Consider the following 17,946-nt stretch of genomic DNA (forward strand, 5'->3'; position numbering starts at 1 on the left):
GCGGCGGCGGCGGCAATGGCGGCGGCGGCGGTAACGGCGGCGGCGGCGGCAACGGCGGCGGCGGCGGTAACGGCGGCGGCGGCGGCAATGGCGGCGGCGGCGGTAACGGCGGCGGCGGCGGCAATGGCGGCGGCCATGGCGGCGGCGGCAACACCTAAGGTATGGCCGACGCAATTAGCCATGTTGCAAAGACATGGGCCGAAAGGTGATAACGCCTTGCAAAGGCGTTATCATTCCATCGGAACATCGAGATCAGGCCCGGGCATTCGCCCGGGCTTCGGCGTTTACAGGTCAGGTGATCGGAAGTGGAGCCTACTGTCCGCCCGCTGACTCAAGTCCCGCCCGCTGTCAGGTGCCCGAGAATTGCCGGGCGCGCGGGCCTGCGAGTGTTACTTTCCACGCACTTTTGTTGTCGAAGTTCTGGCTGGCCAGGAACGTGTATCCGGTGCTCGACCAGGGGACGACGCGACTGGCGAGATTGTCGAGGACATAGTCGCCAGATTTCAGACGCGCCAGCAGGACGACGTGGTTGCCGCCGCCGCGATCGATGACCACCGACATGGCGAGCTTGTTGGAAGGGAAGCCGGCATCGAGAAGGGTCTTGAGTTTGAGAAGTGCGTAATCCTCGCAATCTCCTCGACCGTTGATCGGCAGTGACCAGTATTCCGGCTTGCCGGTCGTCGACATGTCCGTTGCAGGGGTGACGCGAGCATTAACGGATCGATTGACCTGCTGAAGCAGAGGCATCGCCTCGTCATCGCTGATCTCGTGGCTGGCAGTGTTGTGGCAGAGCCATGCGTAGCGGGTACAGGCTGACGGGAAGCCGATCGGTGCTCCTATCGATCGAGATGCCGGAAGCGGGGAGCCGGCGATGCTCTGACTCGGTACAGCAAGCATCGCAGCGGCGAGTATCGCAAGTACAGTTGACGCTTGCATTGAAGCACCTTTCGGCGAGCAAGTGCTTGGCTCGCGGCCTTAATACATTGAATTTAATTATAAATTTAATATTCAAAGGTTAACCATGTGCTAATAAACCGGACTCGCCTGTATTTATTTTGATCTGCTAATAACCTATAGATCTCGAAGTTAACACTTCGTTAACTTTGGGAGTGGGTGTTTATGCGTAAAGATTTACTTAAAATCTCTGCCGGTATGCTTTTTCTGCTTGCCGGAACGAGCCTCGCGGGCGCTCAAGCCCAGAAGCTGAATTGCAAATCGGTTCTGCCGGGTTCCATCGAAGAACGCCTGTGCGGGCCGGTAGAGACGATCGTTCTCAATCCGTTCGCCGATCCGGCGCATCATGGCGACCGTCTGTTCGGGAAGGTTGCTTCATCCTCCGGCAAGCCTTCCAGTAGCAGCGATCCGCGCCCCGGCGGCCGCGACAATCAAAATCCAGGTGGCGGCGATAATCCCGGTGCCGGCGGCGACGAAGGCGATGGCGGCATTGGCAACGGGGACGATCCGGCTCCGGAACATCCCCATCCCCACCATCCGCCGCACGATCACGGCAAGCCTGGCGACGACCACCAGCCCGGCAAGCCTGGCGACGACCACCAGCCCGGCAAGCCTGGTGACGACCACCACCCCGGCAAGCCTGGCGACGACCACCAGCCCGGCAAGCCTGGCGACGACCACCAACCCGGCAAGCCTGGCGACGATCATCAGCCCGGCAAGCCTGGCGACGACCACCACCCCGGCAAGCCCGGCGACGATCATCAGCCCGGCAAGCCTGGCGACGATCATCAGCCCGGCAAGCCTGGCGACGATCATCAGCCCGGCAAGCCTGGTGACGACCACCACCCCGGCAAGCCTGGCGACGACCACCACCCCGGCAAACCTGGCGACAACCACCAGCCCAGCAAGCCTGGCGACGACCATCAGCCCGGCAAGCCCGAGAAACCCGGTAAGGACAAGCCGTCTGGTAAGCCTGAGAAGAGCAAGCCCGGTCAGGACAAATCGTCCGGCAAGCCCGAGAAGAGCAAGCCCGGCAAGGACAAGCCATCGGGTAAGCCTGAGAAGAGCAAGCCCGGTCAGGACAAGCCGTCGGGCAAGCCTGAGAAGAGCGAGCCCAGCAATGACAAGCCGTCCGGCAAGCCCGAGAAGAGCGAGCCGAGCAACGACAAGCCGTCCGGCAAGCCCGAGAAGAGTGAACCGAGCAACGACAAGCCGTCCGGCAAGCCTGAAAAGAGCGAGCCCAGCAACGACAAGCCGTCTGGCAAGCCTGAAAAGAGCGAGCCGAGCAGCGACAAGTCATCGGGCAAGCCCGGGCAGGGGCAAAGCAAGCACGGTGGTGGCGGCAACACCGAGTAAGTTCGCTACAACACCGAGAACAAGAAAAGCCCGGATCGCTCCGGGCTTTTCCAGCTTCAGCCTGTCTGCGGAGGCTCGACAGCCTCAGAATTTGTAGCCGACGCCGACGGTTACGACATTCTGGTTGAAGTCGCTGTTCACGCCGAGCAGGTCCTTGCTGCCGTAGTCGTTGTAGCGATACTCGACCCTTCCAAAGACATTGTCGGTGAAGGCGTAGTCGAGGCCTGCTCCGACTGTCCAGCCTGAGAATGTGGCGCTGTCGTTGCCCGCTGCGGTATCAACATGGCCTCTCGCTCCGGTCCAGCCGGCGGCGCCGTAGATCAGCGCGTGATCGAGCGCATAGCCGACACGAGCGCGAACCGAACCTGTCGTATCGAACTTGTATTGATTGCCGCCAATCGTCTCTTCGTTCCAGTTATGGGAGACGTCGCCTTCAAGGCCAAGCACGATATTGTTGTCGAGTTGCCAGTTGTATCCCGCAAAGCCGGTGATCAGGCCGCCATCGAGACCGCCCGATCCAACGCCGGAAAAGTCGCCGTTGCCCCACGCGCCGCCACCTTGCAAGCCGAGATAGAAGCCATTCCAGGTAAAGACGGGTGGTGCAGCCTGTTCGACGGGAGCCGGCGGCGTCTCTGCGACCAGGTCAGCAGCCGAGGCGGAGCCGGCAGCCAAGAGAAGTGCTGCCGATGCACAAACGATACGGACATTCATAATCAATCCCTCTCCAATGACGAGGATGCATTCGGTTTTAATGAACGATTGAGGGCAAAATGCGCCCGATCGCTGGATCGAGGCGCATGCATACGGATACGCTTTCACGAACGTGCGCCCAATGAGACCCGCGTTGCAAACGTTGCTACTGTTCGAAGGGTTCCATCAACCAATCGTGACTGCGTGAAGTCAGAGTGGCCGGGCGGCGGCCCACCCATGGATCAGCCGGCGACCTTGATCGCCGCCTGATTGGAGACAAAGGCGCATGTCTCTTCCGCCGGCATCGGCTTGCCAAACAGGTAGCCTTGGCCGATGTCGCAACCAAGCTGGATGAGGTTGCTGAGCTGGCGATGTTCCTCGATGCCTTCTGCTGTCGTAGCGATGTTCAGGCTGCGGCCGAGGCCGAACATGGCGCGGACGATCTTCTCCTGCCGCTCGTCGTCGCGGTAGGTCGCGATGAAGCTCTTGTCGATCTTGATCTTGTCGAAACGATAGCGGGCAAGCTGCTCCAGGCTCGAATAACCGGTGCCGAAATCGTCGAGTGCAACCTGCACGCCGGCCTCGTGGAGATCGTCGAGGATGGTGGCAGCACTGGCCGGATCCTGGATGAGCGCGTTTTCGGTGATCTCGATCTCGAGGCGCTGCGGGGGCAGGCCGTTGGCGGAAAGCACCTTCAAGATGCGCGCCGCAAGCAGCTTGTCTTCCATCTGCACCGGCGACACGTTGAACGACAGGGTGATCGAATCCTGCCAGGTGAGGGCGTCGCGGCAGGCCTGCGCGAGCAGGTCCTCGAACAGCGCGGTAATCAGGCCTGTTTCTTCGGCAATGGCGATGAACACGATCGGAGGGATGCTCACGCCTTCCTCGTCGGTCCAGCGAGCGAGCGCTTCAAAGCCGCAGACGCCGCCGGTTCTGAGGTCGATCAATGGCTGGTAGAACGGACGAATGGCCTTCTTCTGGATCGCCACCCGCAGCTTTGCTTCGAGCGCCGCCCGCGTGGCAACCTTGTCCCGCATGGTTTCTTCGAAGGCCAGATAATGGTTCGGACCGCGGGATTTTGCCTCGTACATCGCGAGATCGGCCCGGTGGGCGGTGGCCTCGAGCTGTTCGCTGTCTTCGGCCCAGCGATCGTAGCCGATGCTGGCACCAACTTCGACGGCAAAGCCGTTGATCAGGATCGGTCGCGTCACGGCCTGGATCAATAGTCGCGCAAAACGCTCCTCCGCGGCAGACGAAAGCCCGATCGCAAGGATGAGGAATTCGTCCCCGCCGAAGCGATAGACGCAGTCGGCGTTGCCGATCGCACAGATCCGTTTGGAGACCTCGACCAGAAGCGCGTCGCCGCCGTTGTGGCCGATGAGATCGTTGACCTTCTTGAAGCCATCGAGATCGACGCAGAATACGGTGACGTTCCCGGCCCATTCCTCGCCGTCGTCATCCGTCGGCTTGCGGCGCAGGACCTTGCGCTCGAACGCATAGCGGTTGGGCAATTTCGTCAAATGGTCGTGAGTGGCTGTCCAGTCGGCCTTGGCCTGAGCCTTGGCGCGCAATTCCATCTCGCTGCGAAGATCGACAATTCGCAGCACCGAGTAGACGAAGCTCATGGCCCCGCCGATGCCCAGCGCGAGAATAAGCTTGTCTGCGCCGTAACGAGCGAAGTCAGTGACAAACGCCGCCAGCCAGTCGCTGAAACCCAATGTTGCACCGGCAATCCACAGCGTCACTCCCAACGCTATGACGGACAGGCATTGCCGTCCGGCTCTGCTCCGGAAAAATACCGGCATGCTTCACTCCATCTCCACCCGGGACAGGGTGTAGCATCGAAGTCTGAAATGTTTATTGAAACTAGAGGGCGATTTCTAGCGATCGGCAGCCACTCATGAGCGTAGCGCGGCTCGCGTCAAAGGCAGGCGAACGGATAGCGTTCGCCTGCCGGTATCAGATGCGCATCAATAGGGTTGCGCTGACAAGCAAAATAAGAAGAACCACTGCACTGGTCAAACGCATCAGGCGTGTGCGCCGTGTCCGCGCCCCACTCCAGTCATACGGCATGGTCAGTCCTCCTGTTGAGGATGGCACTCGGAAAGCCGAGCGTATCGCTTATCGCGCAAATGGCTTGCGTAAGGCTGATCTAAATGAGCAGGTTCGGGAATGCTGCTGTTGTCAGCGACCGGGTGCCTCGAAACGAAGTGACCAGCGGCTGCCGTTGCTGGTCATGCGCACCAGCGCCAGCGGTTCGATATCCGCAAGCCAGAAGGAGGAAAGCGGCGCCTGCAGTGCGACCATGATGGCAGCCCTGATGACGGGGGCATGGCTTATCGCGATCGTATGCCCGCCTTCGTCCCTCCTAAGTCCCATCCATGCCGCGACGCGTGCGTGAAGGCTTTCGATGGATTCGCCGCCATGTGGTGCGGCGCTGGGCTCCGTCATCCATGCCGCCAGGGCGTCCGGATCGGTTGCGTGAAGCTCGGTGATCGAACGACCCGCCCAGTGCCCGTAGTCACAATCGGAAAGCTCCGGCGCCACCGTGGAAGGCAAGCCAAGTGCCTCGGCGGTTTGCCGTGCACGCAAGGCTGGGCTGACCAAGACCGTATCGGCGCGAGGCAGCGCGCTTGCCATCGCTGCGGCTTGCGACATGGCATCTGTTTCGAGCGGTTCGTCGAGCGGGAACCGCGCCTGTCGGTTGGCGGCGGTGGCGCCGTGGCAGATCCAGGTGAGGCGCGTCATCACGTTGATTCGTCTCCGGGATGCGGGGATATGCCGCCGGCTCATGAAGTCTCGTTGACAGGTTCAGGGCCACAGCTATAACGGTGATGTTGTAGGTTTGGAAGCCGGTGAAATTCCGGTGCGGTCGCGCCACTGTGATCAGGATGAGGATACCTCGGACTGGAAGTCAGACCCTACCACACAACGATTCTCGACTGAACGCGTCATTCCAGGAGGAATACAATGTCTGATACCACTTTCGCGCCCGTAGCGGCGCCGGCCCCGATTCCAGTTGGCGAGATCCTGCCATGGGCGATCTTCGGCGGCCTTCTGATGCTTATCGCCATCTATTTCGTCGGCACCGAAGAAGGCGCAATGGCGCTCTTCAACGGCATGTATGTGCACGAATTCGTCCACGACGGCCGACACCTGCTCGGCTTCCCCTGCCACTAAGGGAGTTCTCGACATGGTTGGAAAACTTTTGCTCCGCGGCATGCTTGCGGGGTTGATCTCTGGCGTCCTGGTGTTTGCCTTCGCACATACCTTCGGCGAACCATTGGTGGATCAGGCTATCGCCTTTGAAGAGGCTGCATCACAGGCTGCCGGCGAGGCGGCGGAACCTGAAATCGTCAGCCGCGCCACGCAGGCGGGTATCGGACTGTTTACCGGTGTCATGGCCTACAGCGTTGCGATCGGCGGATTGTTCGCGCTTGTCTTTGCCTTCGTGCAGGGTCGCTTCAGCAGCCTGAGCGCGCGCGGCACATCGGCGGTCATCGCTGCCGCTGCCTTCGTTGCCGTCGTTCTCGTGCCGAACATCAAGTATCCGGCAAATCCGCCGGCCGTCGGCAATCCCGATACCATCGGCGTCAGGACGGAGCTGTTCTTCCTGATGATTGTCGTATCGATTGCGGCTCTGGTTGCGGCCTTCGCGCTTGCGCGTCGCCTTGCGCCGCGGTTCGGCGCTTGGAACGGGGCGATCGTGGCGGGCCTCGCCTATGTCGTGTTCATCGGGCTCGTCGAGTATCTGCTGCCGCCGATCAACGAGGTGCCGGAGAATTATTCCGCGCTGGTGCTATGGCACTTCCGCACGACCTCGATCGGCATGCACGTAATTCTCTGGGCTGCTCTTGGATTGGTTTTCGGGGCGCTCGCCGAGCGCAAACTTGAAAGCAAGGCGGGGCTGCGCACGCACGCTCCTGCCTATCGCTGATCTGAAAGGAAGGCTCCGGGCTACCGGAGCCTTACACCACGATGATCCTGCGAAGCGTTCTTCTTGCCTTCATTTCCGTTGTCTGGCTTTCGCTGACCGCGGGCGGTTCCGCTGCTCACCAGCGCACGGCGAGCGGCCCGCAGAGCGGTATCGCGATCCCGGAAATCTCGCATGGCGAAATGGTGATGATGGCGGAATATCGCGGGAGGATCATCGATCTGGCCGCGCGCGCGACCGATACCAACGAGCATTTCCGACGCGTTCTGAATTACGTGCAGATCCAGTATGCCTACTGCTTCTGGGGCAAGATGCCGGGCGGCGTGACCGACGAGACGAGCCCGTTTAACGAATGCTCGCATGCCTATCTCGCCGCGACGAAAGCCGTACTGCTTCTGATGCGAGACATGCCGCGCGAGGCGGACGCCGCTGGCGAGATCGTGTCGGCTATCGATGCCGGCATGGTTCTGCGGGGACTTTCTCTGATCACCTGCGCTTTCAGCGGCGAGGCGTTCAATACGGCGGATATTGTGCGTCCCGATTGGACCGCCATACCGGCACATCCCGCCAGCGTTGGGGCACTGGCGGGATGTGGCGCGCTTGTCGGAACAGCGCTGCTGGCCTTCCGGCGCCTGCTACGTCCGTCGGCGCCGTAAAGATCGATGATATGGCCGTCCGGTGCGCTCAGACGTAGGTGACGCGCTCGCCGAACTCGCTGTCCTCGCCGTAGGACTTGGTTCCGATACGGTCGCTTTCACCGGAGAGCTTGGCTGGCGGCGCTGCCTGCTGCCCGCCTGTGGACTGGCCGGACTTGGAGCTCGACGACTTCTCGAGCTTTGCAAGTTTTGCTTCAAGCGTGGAGATGTCGCTCTGGATCGACTGCGCTTCCGTCGGATCCTTCGTGCTGGCAAGTTCGGCCTTCTTGCTGGCGATCTCTTGCTTGATGCTCGCTGCATCGTCGGATGACGATGACGAGGAAGAAGAGGACGAACTGGCGGTTAAAAGTGACGTCGTTGAACTGGAAACTGCGTCGACCATGCGACACTCCTTTTGGTGATGCATGTTCCAGATAACCCGCGCGAATTACCGCGAGGTAAATACGGTACCATTTGGTACTATATTTCTATGCATGCGCCGCAAAAAGGCTGTGCTGCCGACCGGAGGCGATCGCGCAAAAGAGTCAATCGCCGGAATAGCGCTGTTCGCGCCAAGGGTCGGCGTACATGTGGTAGCCGTTCTGTTCCCAGAAGCCGGCAGCGTCTGAGGCCATGAGGTCTATGCGGCGCAGCCACTTGGCGCTCTTCCAGAAATAGAGGTGCGGCACGACGAGGCGCATCGGTCCGCCATGATCCCTTGAAAGTGGCTCGCCTTCCCAGGAGGTCGCCAGAATTGCATCCTCCGCGGCGAAATCCGCCAGCGGCAGGTTCGTGGTGTAACCGTCATAGCTGGTCAGCATCACATGGCTCGCATTGGCCTTCGGCATTGCGAGATCGAGAAGATCGCGGGTGGCGACGCCTTGCCACTGGTTGTCGTAACGGGACCAGGTCGTCACGCAATGGATGTCCGAGACTCTTGTGCTCTGGTCCAGTTCCTGAAATGCCGTCCAATTCAGATCCAGTGGCGTTTCCACCAGTCCGCGCACCTCGAGTCGCCAGCTATCCACGGAAACGGTCGGCTGTTGCCCAAGATCGAGAACCGGCCAGTTCTTCACGAGATGCTGGCCAGGCGGCAAGCGGTCGGCGTCCGGGCGGCTGATGCGGCCGGTCAGGAACTTGCCCTCGCTCGCCCAACGGCGTTTGGAAGTGGTCAGTTTGCTGTCCGCAGGGATCGGATCGTCATTCATGGAAGCTCTCTTGCGCTGGGAAAAATAGGACATTCGGTTGCCCCGACTGTCAAGGGTGGAATATCCGGCGCGGGAAAGTAGCGGCAGCCGGAGGTAGCTACGGCAAACACCTGTGGTCAGGTCTCCAGAGGTTGAACTTCGAGCGCTTTTATCTGATAAAAGAACCTTATCGCGGGCGCCGTTCTGGCGCCCGATTTGCATTTACAGGACCTCCAGGCTCATGCGCATTCCCGCCCGGATCGAAAACGATCTGCCCTTTCTCACCGAACTTCGCCGCGATCTGCACGCGCATCCCGAACTCGGCTTCGAGGAGGAACGCACCAGCGGCATCGTTGCGACGATTCTGGAAGAGGCGGGCATGAAAGTGCACCGAGGCCTTGGTGGAACGGGGGTCGTCGGCACGCTTCAGGTCGGCAATGGGACACGAACGATCGGGCTTCGCGCCGATATGGATGCGCTCGCCATGCCCGAGGTGGCCGAGCGATCATACAAGTCCACGGTCGCCGGCAAGATGCATGCGTGTGGTCATGATGGTCATACGACCATGCTGCTTGGCGCGGCGCGGCATCTGGCTGCGACGCGGGACTTTTCAGGCACCGTGCATTTCATCTTCCAGCCGGCCGAGGAGGGGCGGGGCGGTGCAAAACGCATGGTGGACGACGGCTTGTTCAGGCTGTTTCCCTGCGACGCCGTCTACGGTCTGCACAATATGCCGGGGCTTGCCGTCGATGAGATGGCAGTGGTCGAAGGTCCGCAGCTTGCTTCGTCCGATAGCTGGCGCGTGACGTTCCGAGGGACCGGCACGCACGGCGCCAAGCCACATCTCGGGCGTGACCCGATCACGGCTGCCGCGACGTTCCTGTCATCGCTGCAGACGATCGTCGGCCGTGTTGTCGATCCGTTGCAGCCGGCGGTCGTCAGCGCCTGCTCGCTGCAGGCTGGCGACCCTAAAGCGTTGAACGTCATTCCGGATATCGTTGAAATCGGCGGCACCGCGCGAGCCTATTCCGCCGAAGTGCGCGATCAGCTCGAAGAAGAGATCGGGCGCCTTGCTGCGGGCACCGCGGCGATGTTCGGGATCGCGGCCGATTACCAGTTTGAACGCCGCATCCCTCCCGTGGTCAACAATCGGGATGCGACCGAACGGGCGCTCGGTGCGGCGGTCGCAGTGCTTGGCGAAAAGGTGCGGACCAGCTTTCCGCCATCGACTGCAGGCGATGACTTTGCCTTCTTCGGCCAGAATGCCGCGGGATGCTATGTCTGGCTCGGCAATGGGCCGGCTGTCGATGGCGCCCTGCATCACAACACCGCCTACGACTTCAATGACGGGGCGATTGGACCGGGCGTCGCGTTCTGGACGACGCTCGTGGAGCGGGAATTGCGCGCCGTAGGGTGACGGCGCGCTGGGACCATACGGTCGTGCAGTGATCTGCGGCCTAGCCGTCAGAGGATTTCCAGAACGGGACTTTCCATGACCTTGCCGGTTACAACATCCGCGATGCCGCGATCTGTCTGATGCGGGCCGACATTGCAGGCAAGCGTCGCGCCGAAGCAGGCCTTGAACACCAGGTAAGGTGGCTTCCAGTCAACGATCTGTTCCATCGCATTGCGGATTGCGCGGAAGGTGGCGGCGGTCTCCTGCAACGGGGCTTCGGTGACGAGGCCGGATAGCGGCAGAGGCAGCAGCACCTTGATCTCGCCGTCCTGCACGACCGCCATGCCGCCGCCGGCCGCGATAACAGCGTTTGCCGCGATCGTCATGTCAGTGACATTGCCGCCGAAGACGGTGAGGTTGTGGCTGTCATGCGAAACGGTGGTGCAGAAGGCGCCACGCCATTCGCCCCAACCCGTGAGGAAGCCGACGCGCGTGATGCCATCGACCTTGCCGTGGCGATGCGCGACGGCGATCATCGCGCTACCTTCGGGCGGAACCACAAAGCCGTTTTCGACGGTGGTTTCCGCCTCGCCCCATTGAGTGAAGCGCGGACGGTCGATGGTGGCGACGCGAACGCGGCTGCCTTCGGAACCGACGCGGAAGTCGTCTTCGGCCAAGACCGGCAGTTTGACGGAGTGCTGGAGCGGCGTGCTTTCTAGGGCTGCAGCCTCTTGGCACATCGCGCCATCGCGCGACACCGCGCGGCCATTGGCAAAGACCATCCGGGTCTCGAATTCGACTAGATCCTTGAAAAGGACGAGATCGGCACGGCGTCCGGCCGCGACAAGGCCGAGATCGGTGCGCTTCAGTCTTTGCGCGGCATTGAAGGTTGCGGCGCGCAGCGCCCATTCCGGCTTCATGCCGTAGCTGACGAGCCGGCGGATGACGTCGTCAAGTCCGCCGCAATAGTAGAGTTCGTCTGGAAAAACGTCGTCGGTACACAGCGTCACCGTCGAGGGTAGTTGGCCGATGCCGTTCAGCGCCGCCACGAACTCTCGCAGGAGGTGATCGTGGGAGCCGCGAAGCTCGATGGTCAGGCCCGCAGCGAGCTTTTGCAGGAGATCGGCGGCCGAGGTCAGCTCGTGATCGGAGGTGATGCCTGCCGCCATGAAGGCGTTGAGATCCGAACCCTCAAGTCCGCGAGCATGGCCGCAGACAAGTTTTCCTGAGGCAAGTCCGGCATTGACGATCGATGTCATGCGCGGATCGCCGTCGATGACGCCGCGCATGTTCATGACCTCGGCAACGCCGCCGATATCCGGCCAGCGCAGCATCTCGGCGATCGTGGACGCGCCAAAATCAGCGCCGGCGACTTCGAGGCCGGGTGCTGAGGGGACACAGGAAGGTGCCAGAAGGATCACGCGCAAGGGCAGTCCGCGCGAGGCCTCGATGGCCCAGCGAACGCCGTCGAGACCATGCACATTGCCGAACTCGTGCGGGTCCCATACGACGGTCGTGACGCCGCGCGGCAGCACCGCGGCCGCATATTCGGCTGGTGTCACCATCGAGCTCTCGACGTGCATATGCGTGTCGATCAACCCCGGCGCTATGATGCTGCCACGGGCGTCGATCGTCTCCTCGGCGTCCTTGCGGCTTTGCGGCGCGTGAACGCTTGCGATCAGCGGGCCGACGAGGCCGATATCGGCGTCGCGGATCAGGCCGGTGACGACGTCGAGCAACTGGCCGCCCATGATCAGCACGTCGAAGGGCGCATCGCCGCGTGCGGCGGCAACGGCGCGGGCGCGCAGATCAGGCTGGTTGAGATCCATCGGTTCCTGCCTGCTCATCTGCTAGCCTCCTTCGCCAGAGCGCCGAGAATGACGGCGCGGGCGGCCTCGCTGTCGATCTCAACAGCGTAGTCGGCATTCGGCTTGGCGTGGGTGGCGCGGGTTTCGACCACGGTGCGGCCGCGCGTGAGTTTGCCCTGCAGCTCGACGTCGATGCGGGCTGTGCGGAAGGTGACGATCTCAGGGTGGGCGAAGGCCACGGCGGCGCAGGGGTCGTAGATTGCCATGCCCAAGCGGCCACGGCTGGTGCCGATGCCGATATAGCCGTCGAGGAAATCGGCCAGCATCTCGGCATTGGCGCCGCCGGCCTTGCGGATCGGGGCGACGTCGTCAGGGAAGGCGATGACCTTGCGGCAGAGGTCGAGATCGACCATGCGCAGAGGGAGGCCGGAGGCGATGATGATCGCCAGCGCTTCGGGATCGGCCAGCGCGTTGAACTCGGCGGATGCCGTGTGGTTGCCAGCCGTGACGCCGCCGCCCATCCAGGTGAGCTCGGTGATGCGGGCGGCGAGATCGGGGCGGGCGAGCGCGAGCGCTGCTATGTTGGTCAGCGGGCCGAGCGCCAGGATGCGGTGCGGACCGTCCTGCTCGAGCCAGTCGCAGAGCGCGGTGAAGGCGTCGCTTTCGGGCAGCGCGGCAGCTTCGGGCAGCATCTTGCCCGATGTCGGGATGCCCGTTTCGCCGAGGATGGCCTGGGCGGTCTCGATCTCACCCAGCACGGCTGAGGCGCGGCCGGAGTGGATCGGGAAGGTCCAGCCGAAGGCCTTGGCGGCGCCGGCTGCGTTCAAGCGCACCTGCGGCAGCGGCGTGTTGCCGAAGACCAGCGAGATGCCCGCGATGTCGAGCTTGGCATGCGCCACGACCAGAATGGCGGCGATGTCGTCGAAGCCCATGTCGGTGTCGATCCAGACGCCCATGATGTTACCTGTAGCGAGAGAGTGGAGCAGCGGCGCCAAGCGGCAGATCGAAGGCAAGCGTGGCGCCGATGGCGTGGCTCGGCTCGCCGGCATCGACCTCGGCCTTGATGGGGCCGAGCGGCGTGTCGAGCAGATATTCTCTGACGTTGCCGGCAAACGAGGTGCCGCGCACGGTGCCTTGGAAAGGACCTGAACCAAGGATCACCATGCGCGGACGCCAGGCCAGGCCTTTCACGGCCTGCGGCACTGGAGCGGAAAGCTCGACGAGTGAGTTGGATGTCGCGAGCTTGCCGTTTTCCAGCGCAAAGACGTTTTCGAAGCCGACGAAATCGGCGACGAAGGCCGAGACGGGCTTGTTGTAGATTTCTTCCGGCGTGCCGATCTGTTCGATGCCGCCGTTCAGCATCACCACGATCCGGTCGGCGAGCGCCAGCGCCTCGATCTGGTCGTGGGTGACGAAGATCATGGTAACGCCGGTTTCCTTCTGGACGCGCTGCAGCTCGGCGCGCATTTCCAGACGCAGGCGGGCGTCGAGATTGGAGAGCGGCTCGTCGAGGAGCAGCACCTTGGGCTCCATGACCATCGAGCGGGCAAGCGCCACGCGCTGCTGCTGGCCGCCGGAAAGTTCGCCCGGCTTGCGGGCTGCGAAACTGGCGAGGCCGACGGACTTGATGCCCGATGTTACCTTCGCGTCGAGATCCTGGCCGCTGACGCCCTTGAGGCGCAGGCCGAAGGCGACGTTTTCATAGACGGTCAGATGCGGGAACAGCGCGTAGGACTGGAAGACCAGGCCGACATTGCGCTTGTTGGCGGAGACGCGGGTAATATCGGCGCCATCGAGCGTGATGCGGCCGGAGGCCGGGTTGAGCAGGCCGGCGATGGAACGCATGGTCGTGGTCTTGCCGCAGCCGGAGGGGCCCAGCAAAGCGACGAGCTCGCCCTTCTTGATCGAGAGATCGAGATCCTTCACCGCGACCGTATCGCCGTAGGCAAGCGTCAGCTTGTCGAGTTGCAGATAGGTGTCAGACATAGCGAGAGAACCCCAGGAAGCGTTCGGCAAGGAAGACGATGCCGATGGACAGAAAGGCGAGCAGCGCAGAGAGCGCGGCGATCGACGGGTCGTAGGTGGTTTCCATGTAGCCCAGCATGTCGATCGGCAGCGTGCGGACGCCGGGACCTGACAGGAAGAGCGAGACGGGCACCTGGTTGAAGCTGGTGACGAAGCCGAGGATGAAGGCGGCGAGAATGCCGCCGCGGATATTCGGCATTACCACGCGGAAGAAGGCGCCTGCGCGGGAAGAGCCGAGCAGGACGGCCGCTTCCTCGATATCGGAGCGCAGGTTGTTGAGGCTGGCGGAGACGACGCGCACGGCATAGGGCAGCACCAGGGCGGTGTGCGCGAAGAACAGCGCCAGCGTGATGTTGAAGCCGAAGGGCACGACCAGATAGCGCAGCAGCGCCAGGCCGACGATGATCCCCGGCACGATGATCGGCAGCGAGACGATGGTGCGGATGGTTTCCGCGCCCGGCAGCTTGTAGCGCGACAGCGCGTAGGCGGCGGGGATGCCGAGGACGAGGGCCGCCAGCGTGCCGCCGACGGCGAGCAGCATCGACATGGCGAAACTGTCGCGGAAGCTGTCGATGGTGAAGACCTTGAAGACCCAGCGCAGCGACAGGCCCTGCGGCGGGAAGGCAAGCGTATCGCCGGCCGATAGCGAGGCGGCAATGATGATGAAGAAGGGGCCGATCAGGAAGATCAGCAGCAGGCCGAGCACCAGCGGCGAAAGGATGCGTGGTGTCATCGCTTGCTCCTTGCTGTTGCTAGACGCTTGAGCAGGATGTTAGCGGCGAAGCTCATGACGATCAGCATGAAGGCGATGACGCTGGCGGCGACGAAGTCGTTGGCGACGGAGACCTGCTGGTAGAGCAGGGTTTCCAGCATCAGCACCTTGGAGCCGCCGAGCACGGCGGGGGTGATGTAGGCGGTGAGCGAGCCGGTGAAGACGAGCGTGCCGCCGACAACGATGCCTTCTCGGGTGAGAGGGAGGATCACCTTCCAGAACACCTGGAACCAGTTGGCGCCGAGCACGCGGGCGGCCGGAATGGCGTCCTTCGGCATGTTTTCGAGCGCGCTGATCAGGGAGAGGATCATCAGCGGCAGGAAGAGCTGCAGCAGGCCGATGAAGACGGCGGTCTCGGTGAAGAGCAGGCGCAGCGGGCTGTCGCTGAGGCCGAGGCCCTGGATCGCCTGGTTGACGATGCCCGTGCGGCCGAGGATGACGATCCAGGCATAGGTGCGGGCAACCGGCGAGATCATCAGCGGCAATGTCACGAGGCCGATCATCCGGCCCTTGCCCTTCGGCGGCAGGTTGACGATGGCAAATGCCGCCGCATAGCCGATGACGGCCGAGACAGCGGTGACTTCGAGGCCGAGCTTGAAGGTGCGCAGGAAGACCGTGCGGTTCAGCGATTGCGAGAAGAAGCCGGTATAGGCGCTGAGCGTCCAGCTGCCGTCGATGTGGAAACCTTCGGAGAGAAGGATGACGACGGGCAGCAGGAAGACCAGCGCGGCGAACAGGGCCGCGGGCAAGGCAAGCGCCAGGGCTTCCGTGCGGTTTTGAAACATGAGGCGTCTCTCAGAGCAATCGCATAAGGCGGCTCCAGCCGGTGCCGGAGCCATCCTGTGGGTGACTGGCCGTTACTGGCCGACCGTGTCGTTCCAATCCTTCAGCCAGCCGGCGCGGTTATCCAAGGCTGCGGCCGAGGGGATGAGCTTGAGGTTCTTTACCGTGTCCTCGCCGTAGGTGAGGTTGTTGGCGGCCTCGTCGGAGACCTTCACTTCCTTGTTGGCGGGGCTGTCGACCAGCTTTTCGGCGAGCTTGGTCTGGATCTCGGTGGAGAGCCAGAAATCCATGAACTGCAGCGCGAGGTCCTGGTTCTTCGAGCCCTTGGTCATGACCATGACGTTCATGCCGCCGGTCTGGCCTTCCTTGGGGGTTGCCCAGGATACGGGGACGTCGAGCTTGGTGAAGCCGGCCCAGGAGAAACGGCCGATCGGGGCTGCCCAGATTTCTTCCTGCTGCATCAGCTGCACGAGCTGCGAGGATTTTTCATAGAAGGTGACGATGTCGTCCTTCTTCTCGCCGACGGCTGCGATCGGCGCCTTCAGGTCGGGCGTGTCCTTGCCGAGTGCGAGGCCGAGCATGTAGAGCGCAGGCGGGCCCTGGTTGGTGGTGACATTGGGGAAGGCGACGTGGCCGACATATTCGGGCTTCAGCAGATCGGCCCAGCTCTCGATCTTCATCTTGTCGGAGCGGTAGGCGATCGAGGTGGCATAGAAGGTGTAGCCGACGCTCATGCCGTCGCCGTTCGGATCCTTGGCGAGGTCGTAAAGCTTGCCGAAATTGGTGAGCTTCGAGGTATCGATCTTGTCGATCAGGCCCTTGCGGGTGGCCGACAGCGCATCGGCCATGGAGACGACGGCCATGTCGATAACGGGGTTGGCCTTATTGGCTTCCATCTTCGCCAGGCGCTCGACGCTGTTGCCGGTTTCGACCACCAGCTTGCAGCCACACTTCGCCTCGAAGGGGTCGTATACGATCGTCTTGAAGTCATCCTGCGCGAAAGCATAGACGGAGATCGTCAGCGTCTTCTGCTCCGCGTGGGCGCCGAATGGAGCCAGAGCCATAAATGCCGCGGAGGCAACGAGAGCTTTTTTCATTTCGGCAGTTCTCCGTCTGTAGGTGTTTTTGGCATGGGTTTGGATGGTCCGGACGACTGGCGGACAATCAGCTTCATGGGAACCCGGTCGATGTCGGAAGTAACGAGCTTGCCTTCGCGGGTGCCGCTCGTCCTGATCGTCTCCACAAGCGACGATATCGCGATCTCAGCAATCGTGACCATGTCCATGGCGACCGTGGTCAGGGCAGGGGTCACGACGGGAGACCAGATAAGGTCGTCGAAACCCGTCACGCTTGCGGCTGCGGGGACATCGATTCCATCGCGCTGCAACTCGGTGAGTGCGCGCAGGGCCTGCAGATCCGAAAGTGCCGCGAAGGCGGTGTAACCTTCGCGCACCTTATCGGCGAGGCCCAGGCTGCAGCCGCTGCCGCGTTCGCGCTCCAGCTTTTCGACCCAGAGGGTCGTCGCGCTCATGGCATCGCGCAGGCCCGAGCGGATGCCACCGGCGCGATCGTTCTGGACATTCGATTCCGGATTGTTGCCAATGATGAGGATGCGCTGGTGGCCAAGATCCGCAAGGTGCGAGGCAATGTCGCGTCCCCCCTGCCAGTGATCGGCTGCCACGGTGTTGCCAGGCGTCGAGGCGGTATCGATGACCGCAACCGGACAGCTCGCCGCGGATACGCGTGTAGCGCGGCGGGGTACGATGACCATGCCTTCGACGCCGCGTTCGACCAGCCGGTTAATGGCTTCGGTCTGGGCTGACACGTCGCCTCTGGAATCGGCGATCAGGACGCCATAGCCGGCGGCGGTGGCTGCGAATTCGATCGCCTGGGCAAGCTTGGGAAAGAGTGGATTGGCAATGTCAGGCAGCACAAGGCCAAGGACACCGCTGCGACCGGTGCGCAAGGCGCGTCCCGCCTGGCTTGGCACATAGCCGAGCTCGGCGGCGTGGCCCCGTATCTTTTCCGCCAGTTGTTCCGAGACGCGGCCCTTGCCGGACAGGGCATTCGATACCGTCGCGACGGATACGCCAAGCGACGTCGCTATCCTGCTCAGGTTCGGTCCCGGTCGCGTCTGGGCCATGATTTCCGATGTCGGTAGATTAATCGTTTAATCATTGCGTACATCAGCCCAGACGGCTTGTCGAATCCAAATTCAGGCTTTGCGCAATTTATCCTATCATCAGGGCCATTGCGCGAAATAAAAAGCCCCGCGAGGGCGGGGCTTTTATCATTCCATTGTTCAGCTTGCCTTCGGCGAAGGGGTCGGCTTCGGCGGGGCGACAGGCTTGCCGCCGGGATTGTAGCCGCCGCCGATGGCGACGTTGAGGGCGACGAAGTCGTTGG

At 62.4% G+C, this 17,946-nt stretch carries 18 protein-coding genes; 5 read left to right on the forward strand and 13 right to left on the reverse strand.

Annotation, left to right across the window (positions count from 1 at the left end):
* Positions 1 to 348: 348 nt before the first annotated feature.
* Positions 349 to 936, reverse strand: a complete 588-nt coding sequence (locus QTL94_RS20095) for a transglutaminase-like cysteine peptidase (RefSeq protein ID WP_065692510.1) — start codon at positions 934 to 936, stop codon at positions 349 to 351.
* Between the two features lie 183 nt (positions 937 to 1,119).
* On the opposite strand from QTL94_RS20095, the gene QTL94_RS20100 reads away from it, so the two are divergent.
* A complete protein-coding gene (locus QTL94_RS20100) occupies positions 1,120 to 2,310 on the forward strand; it encodes a collagen-like domain-containing protein (protein ID WP_289803018.1) in 1,191 nt (396 codons plus the stop codon).
* Between the two features lie 84 nt (positions 2,311 to 2,394).
* Here QTL94_RS20100 and QTL94_RS20105 read toward each other — a convergent pair whose 3' ends face one another.
* From QTL94_RS20105 to QTL94_RS20115, 3 genes are all read right to left on the reverse strand, one after another.
* Complete coding sequence (locus QTL94_RS20105; RefSeq protein WP_065692512.1) at positions 2,395 to 3,021, reverse strand: outer membrane protein; 627 nt, start codon at positions 3,019 to 3,021, stop codon at positions 2,395 to 2,397.
* Positions 3,022 to 3,242: 221 nt separating this feature from the next.
* Positions 3,243 to 4,805 carry a putative bifunctional diguanylate cyclase/phosphodiesterase gene (locus QTL94_RS20110; protein WP_289803019.1) on the reverse strand — a complete coding sequence of 521 codons (1,563 nt, stop codon included), beginning with the start codon at positions 4,803 to 4,805 and terminating at the stop codon, positions 3,243 to 3,245.
* Positions 4,806 to 5,184: 379 nt separating this feature from the next.
* Complete coding sequence (locus tag QTL94_RS20115; protein ID WP_289803020.1) at positions 5,185 to 5,751, reverse strand: histidine phosphatase family protein; 567 nt, start codon at positions 5,749 to 5,751, stop codon at positions 5,185 to 5,187.
* 219 nt (positions 5,752 to 5,970) lie between these two features.
* Here QTL94_RS20115 and QTL94_RS20120 point away from each other — a divergent pair, with 219 nt between their 5' ends.
* Genes QTL94_RS20120 through QTL94_RS20130 form a run of 3 tightly spaced genes read left to right on the forward strand, consistent with a single transcriptional unit; the run spans position 5,971 to position 7,590 of the window.
* Positions 5,971 to 6,180 carry a CbtB domain-containing protein gene (locus QTL94_RS20120; protein WP_065692515.1) on the forward strand — a complete coding sequence of 70 codons (210 nt, stop codon included), beginning with the start codon at positions 5,971 to 5,973 and terminating at the stop codon, positions 6,178 to 6,180.
* A gap of 13 nt (positions 6,181 to 6,193) precedes the next feature.
* The gene (locus QTL94_RS20125) at positions 6,194 to 6,937 is read left to right on the forward strand and encodes a CbtA family protein (protein ID WP_289803021.1); all 744 of its coding nucleotides are present in this window, start codon (positions 6,194 to 6,196) and stop codon (positions 6,935 to 6,937) included.
* A gap of 41 nt (positions 6,938 to 6,978) precedes the next feature.
* Complete coding sequence (locus tag QTL94_RS20130; RefSeq protein WP_289803022.1) at positions 6,979 to 7,590, forward strand: hypothetical protein; 612 nt, start codon at positions 6,979 to 6,981, stop codon at positions 7,588 to 7,590.
* Between the two features lie 28 nt (positions 7,591 to 7,618).
* Here QTL94_RS20130 and QTL94_RS20135 read toward each other — a convergent pair whose 3' ends face one another.
* The gene (locus QTL94_RS20135) at positions 7,619 to 7,972 is read right to left on the reverse strand and encodes a hypothetical protein (protein WP_113524609.1); all 354 of its coding nucleotides are present in this window, start codon (positions 7,970 to 7,972) and stop codon (positions 7,619 to 7,621) included.
* 142 nt (positions 7,973 to 8,114) lie between these two features.
* Complete coding sequence (locus QTL94_RS20140) at positions 8,115 to 8,777, reverse strand: sulfite oxidase-like oxidoreductase (RefSeq protein WP_289803023.1); 663 nt, start codon at positions 8,775 to 8,777, stop codon at positions 8,115 to 8,117.
* A gap of 220 nt (positions 8,778 to 8,997) precedes the next feature.
* Here QTL94_RS20140 and QTL94_RS20145 point away from each other — a divergent pair, with 220 nt between their 5' ends.
* Positions 8,998 to 10,173 carry a M20 aminoacylase family protein gene (locus QTL94_RS20145; RefSeq protein WP_289803024.1) on the forward strand — a complete coding sequence of 392 codons (1,176 nt, stop codon included), beginning with the start codon at positions 8,998 to 9,000 and terminating at the stop codon, positions 10,171 to 10,173.
* Between the two features lie 47 nt (positions 10,174 to 10,220).
* On the opposite strand, the gene QTL94_RS20150 is transcribed toward QTL94_RS20145, so the two are convergent.
* The 7 genes from QTL94_RS20150 to QTL94_RS20180 all read right to left on the reverse strand — a co-directional run bounded on the left by QTL94_RS20150 (position 10,221) and on the right by QTL94_RS20180 (position 17,683).
* The gene (locus tag QTL94_RS20150; RefSeq protein WP_289803025.1) at positions 10,221 to 11,999 is read right to left on the reverse strand and encodes an adenine deaminase; all 1,779 of its coding nucleotides are present in this window, start codon (positions 11,997 to 11,999) and stop codon (positions 10,221 to 10,223) included.
* Positions 11,996 to 12,916 carry a nucleoside hydrolase gene (locus tag QTL94_RS20155; RefSeq protein ID WP_289803026.1) on the reverse strand — a complete coding sequence of 307 codons (921 nt, stop codon included), beginning with the start codon at positions 12,914 to 12,916 and terminating at the stop codon, positions 11,996 to 11,998. Before QTL94_RS20155 ends, QTL94_RS20150 begins: the two co-directional genes overlap by 4 nt.
* 4 nt (positions 12,917 to 12,920) lie before the next feature.
* The gene (locus QTL94_RS20160) at positions 12,921 to 13,946 is read right to left on the reverse strand and encodes an ABC transporter ATP-binding protein (RefSeq protein ID WP_289803027.1); all 1,026 of its coding nucleotides are present in this window, start codon (positions 13,944 to 13,946) and stop codon (positions 12,921 to 12,923) included.
* Entirely contained in the window at positions 13,939 to 14,718 is a 780-nt protein-coding gene (locus tag QTL94_RS20165; protein ID WP_112944414.1) for an ABC transporter permease, read from the reverse strand. Before QTL94_RS20165 ends, QTL94_RS20160 begins: the two co-directional genes overlap by 8 nt.
* On the reverse strand, positions 14,715 to 15,542 hold the full coding sequence (locus tag QTL94_RS20170; protein ID WP_289803028.1) for an ABC transporter permease: 828 nt from the start codon (positions 15,540 to 15,542) through the stop codon (positions 14,715 to 14,717). Before QTL94_RS20170 ends, QTL94_RS20165 begins: the two co-directional genes overlap by 4 nt.
* A 72-nt stretch (positions 15,543 to 15,614) precedes the next feature.
* The gene (locus QTL94_RS20175; protein WP_065692525.1) at positions 15,615 to 16,637 is read right to left on the reverse strand and encodes an ABC transporter substrate-binding protein; all 1,023 of its coding nucleotides are present in this window, start codon (positions 16,635 to 16,637) and stop codon (positions 15,615 to 15,617) included.
* Complete coding sequence (locus QTL94_RS20180) at positions 16,634 to 17,683, reverse strand: LacI family DNA-binding transcriptional regulator (RefSeq protein ID WP_065692526.1); 1,050 nt, start codon at positions 17,681 to 17,683, stop codon at positions 16,634 to 16,636. The genes QTL94_RS20175 and QTL94_RS20180 overlap by 4 nt, the downstream gene beginning before the upstream one ends.
* Between the last annotated feature and the right edge of the window lie 263 nt (positions 17,684 to 17,946).

The sequence above is a fragment of the Rhizobium sp. S96 genome, assembly GCF_030382195.1.
Taxonomy (GTDB): Bacteria; Pseudomonadota; Alphaproteobacteria; order Rhizobiales; family Rhizobiaceae; genus Rhizobium.

Bases quoted from the DNA above. Each gene is read 5' to 3' on its own strand.
- QTL94_RS20095 (WP_065692510.1), bottom strand. From the start codon at position 936: ATGCAAGCGTCAACTGTACTTGCGATACTCGCCGCTGCGATGCTTGCT.
- QTL94_RS20100 (WP_289803018.1), top strand. From the start codon at position 1,120: ATGCGTAAAGATTTACTTAAAATCTCTGCCGGTATGCTTTTTCTGCTT.
- QTL94_RS20105 (WP_065692512.1), bottom strand. From the start codon at position 3,021: ATGAATGTCCGTATCGTTTGTGCATCGGCAGCACTTCTCTTGGCTGCC.
- QTL94_RS20110 (WP_289803019.1), bottom strand. From the start codon at position 4,805: ATGCCGGTATTTTTCCGGAGCAGAGCCGGACGGCAATGCCTGTCCGTC.
- QTL94_RS20120 (WP_065692515.1), top strand. From the start codon at position 5,971: ATGTCTGATACCACTTTCGCGCCCGTAGCGGCGCCGGCCCCGATTCCA.
- QTL94_RS20125 (WP_289803021.1), top strand. From the start codon at position 6,194: ATGGTTGGAAAACTTTTGCTCCGCGGCATGCTTGCGGGGTTGATCTCT.
- QTL94_RS20130 (WP_289803022.1), top strand. From the start codon at position 6,979: ATGATCCTGCGAAGCGTTCTTCTTGCCTTCATTTCCGTTGTCTGGCTT.
- QTL94_RS20135 (WP_113524609.1), bottom strand. From the start codon at position 7,972: ATGGTCGACGCAGTTTCCAGTTCAACGACGTCACTTTTAACCGCCAGT.
- QTL94_RS20140 (WP_289803023.1), bottom strand. From the start codon at position 8,777: ATGAATGACGATCCGATCCCTGCGGACAGCAAACTGACCACTTCCAAA.
- QTL94_RS20145 (WP_289803024.1), top strand. From the start codon at position 8,998: ATGCGCATTCCCGCCCGGATCGAAAACGATCTGCCCTTTCTCACCGAA.
- QTL94_RS20150 (WP_289803025.1), bottom strand. From the start codon at position 11,999: ATGAGCAGGCAGGAACCGATGGATCTCAACCAGCCTGATCTGCGCGCC.
- QTL94_RS20155 (WP_289803026.1), bottom strand. From the start codon at position 12,916: ATGGGCGTCTGGATCGACACCGACATGGGCTTCGACGACATCGCCGCC.
- QTL94_RS20160 (WP_289803027.1), bottom strand. From the start codon at position 13,946: ATGTCTGACACCTATCTGCAACTCGACAAGCTGACGCTTGCCTACGGC.
- QTL94_RS20165 (WP_112944414.1), bottom strand. From the start codon at position 14,718: ATGACACCACGCATCCTTTCGCCGCTGGTGCTCGGCCTGCTGCTGATC.
- QTL94_RS20170 (WP_289803028.1), bottom strand. From the start codon at position 15,542: ATGTTTCAAAACCGCACGGAAGCCCTGGCGCTTGCCTTGCCCGCGGCC.
- QTL94_RS20175 (WP_065692525.1), bottom strand. From the start codon at position 16,637: ATGAAAAAAGCTCTCGTTGCCTCCGCGGCATTTATGGCTCTGGCTCCA.
- QTL94_RS20180 (WP_065692526.1), bottom strand. From the start codon at position 17,683: ATGGCCCAGACGCGACCGGGACCGAACCTGAGCAGGATAGCGACGTCG.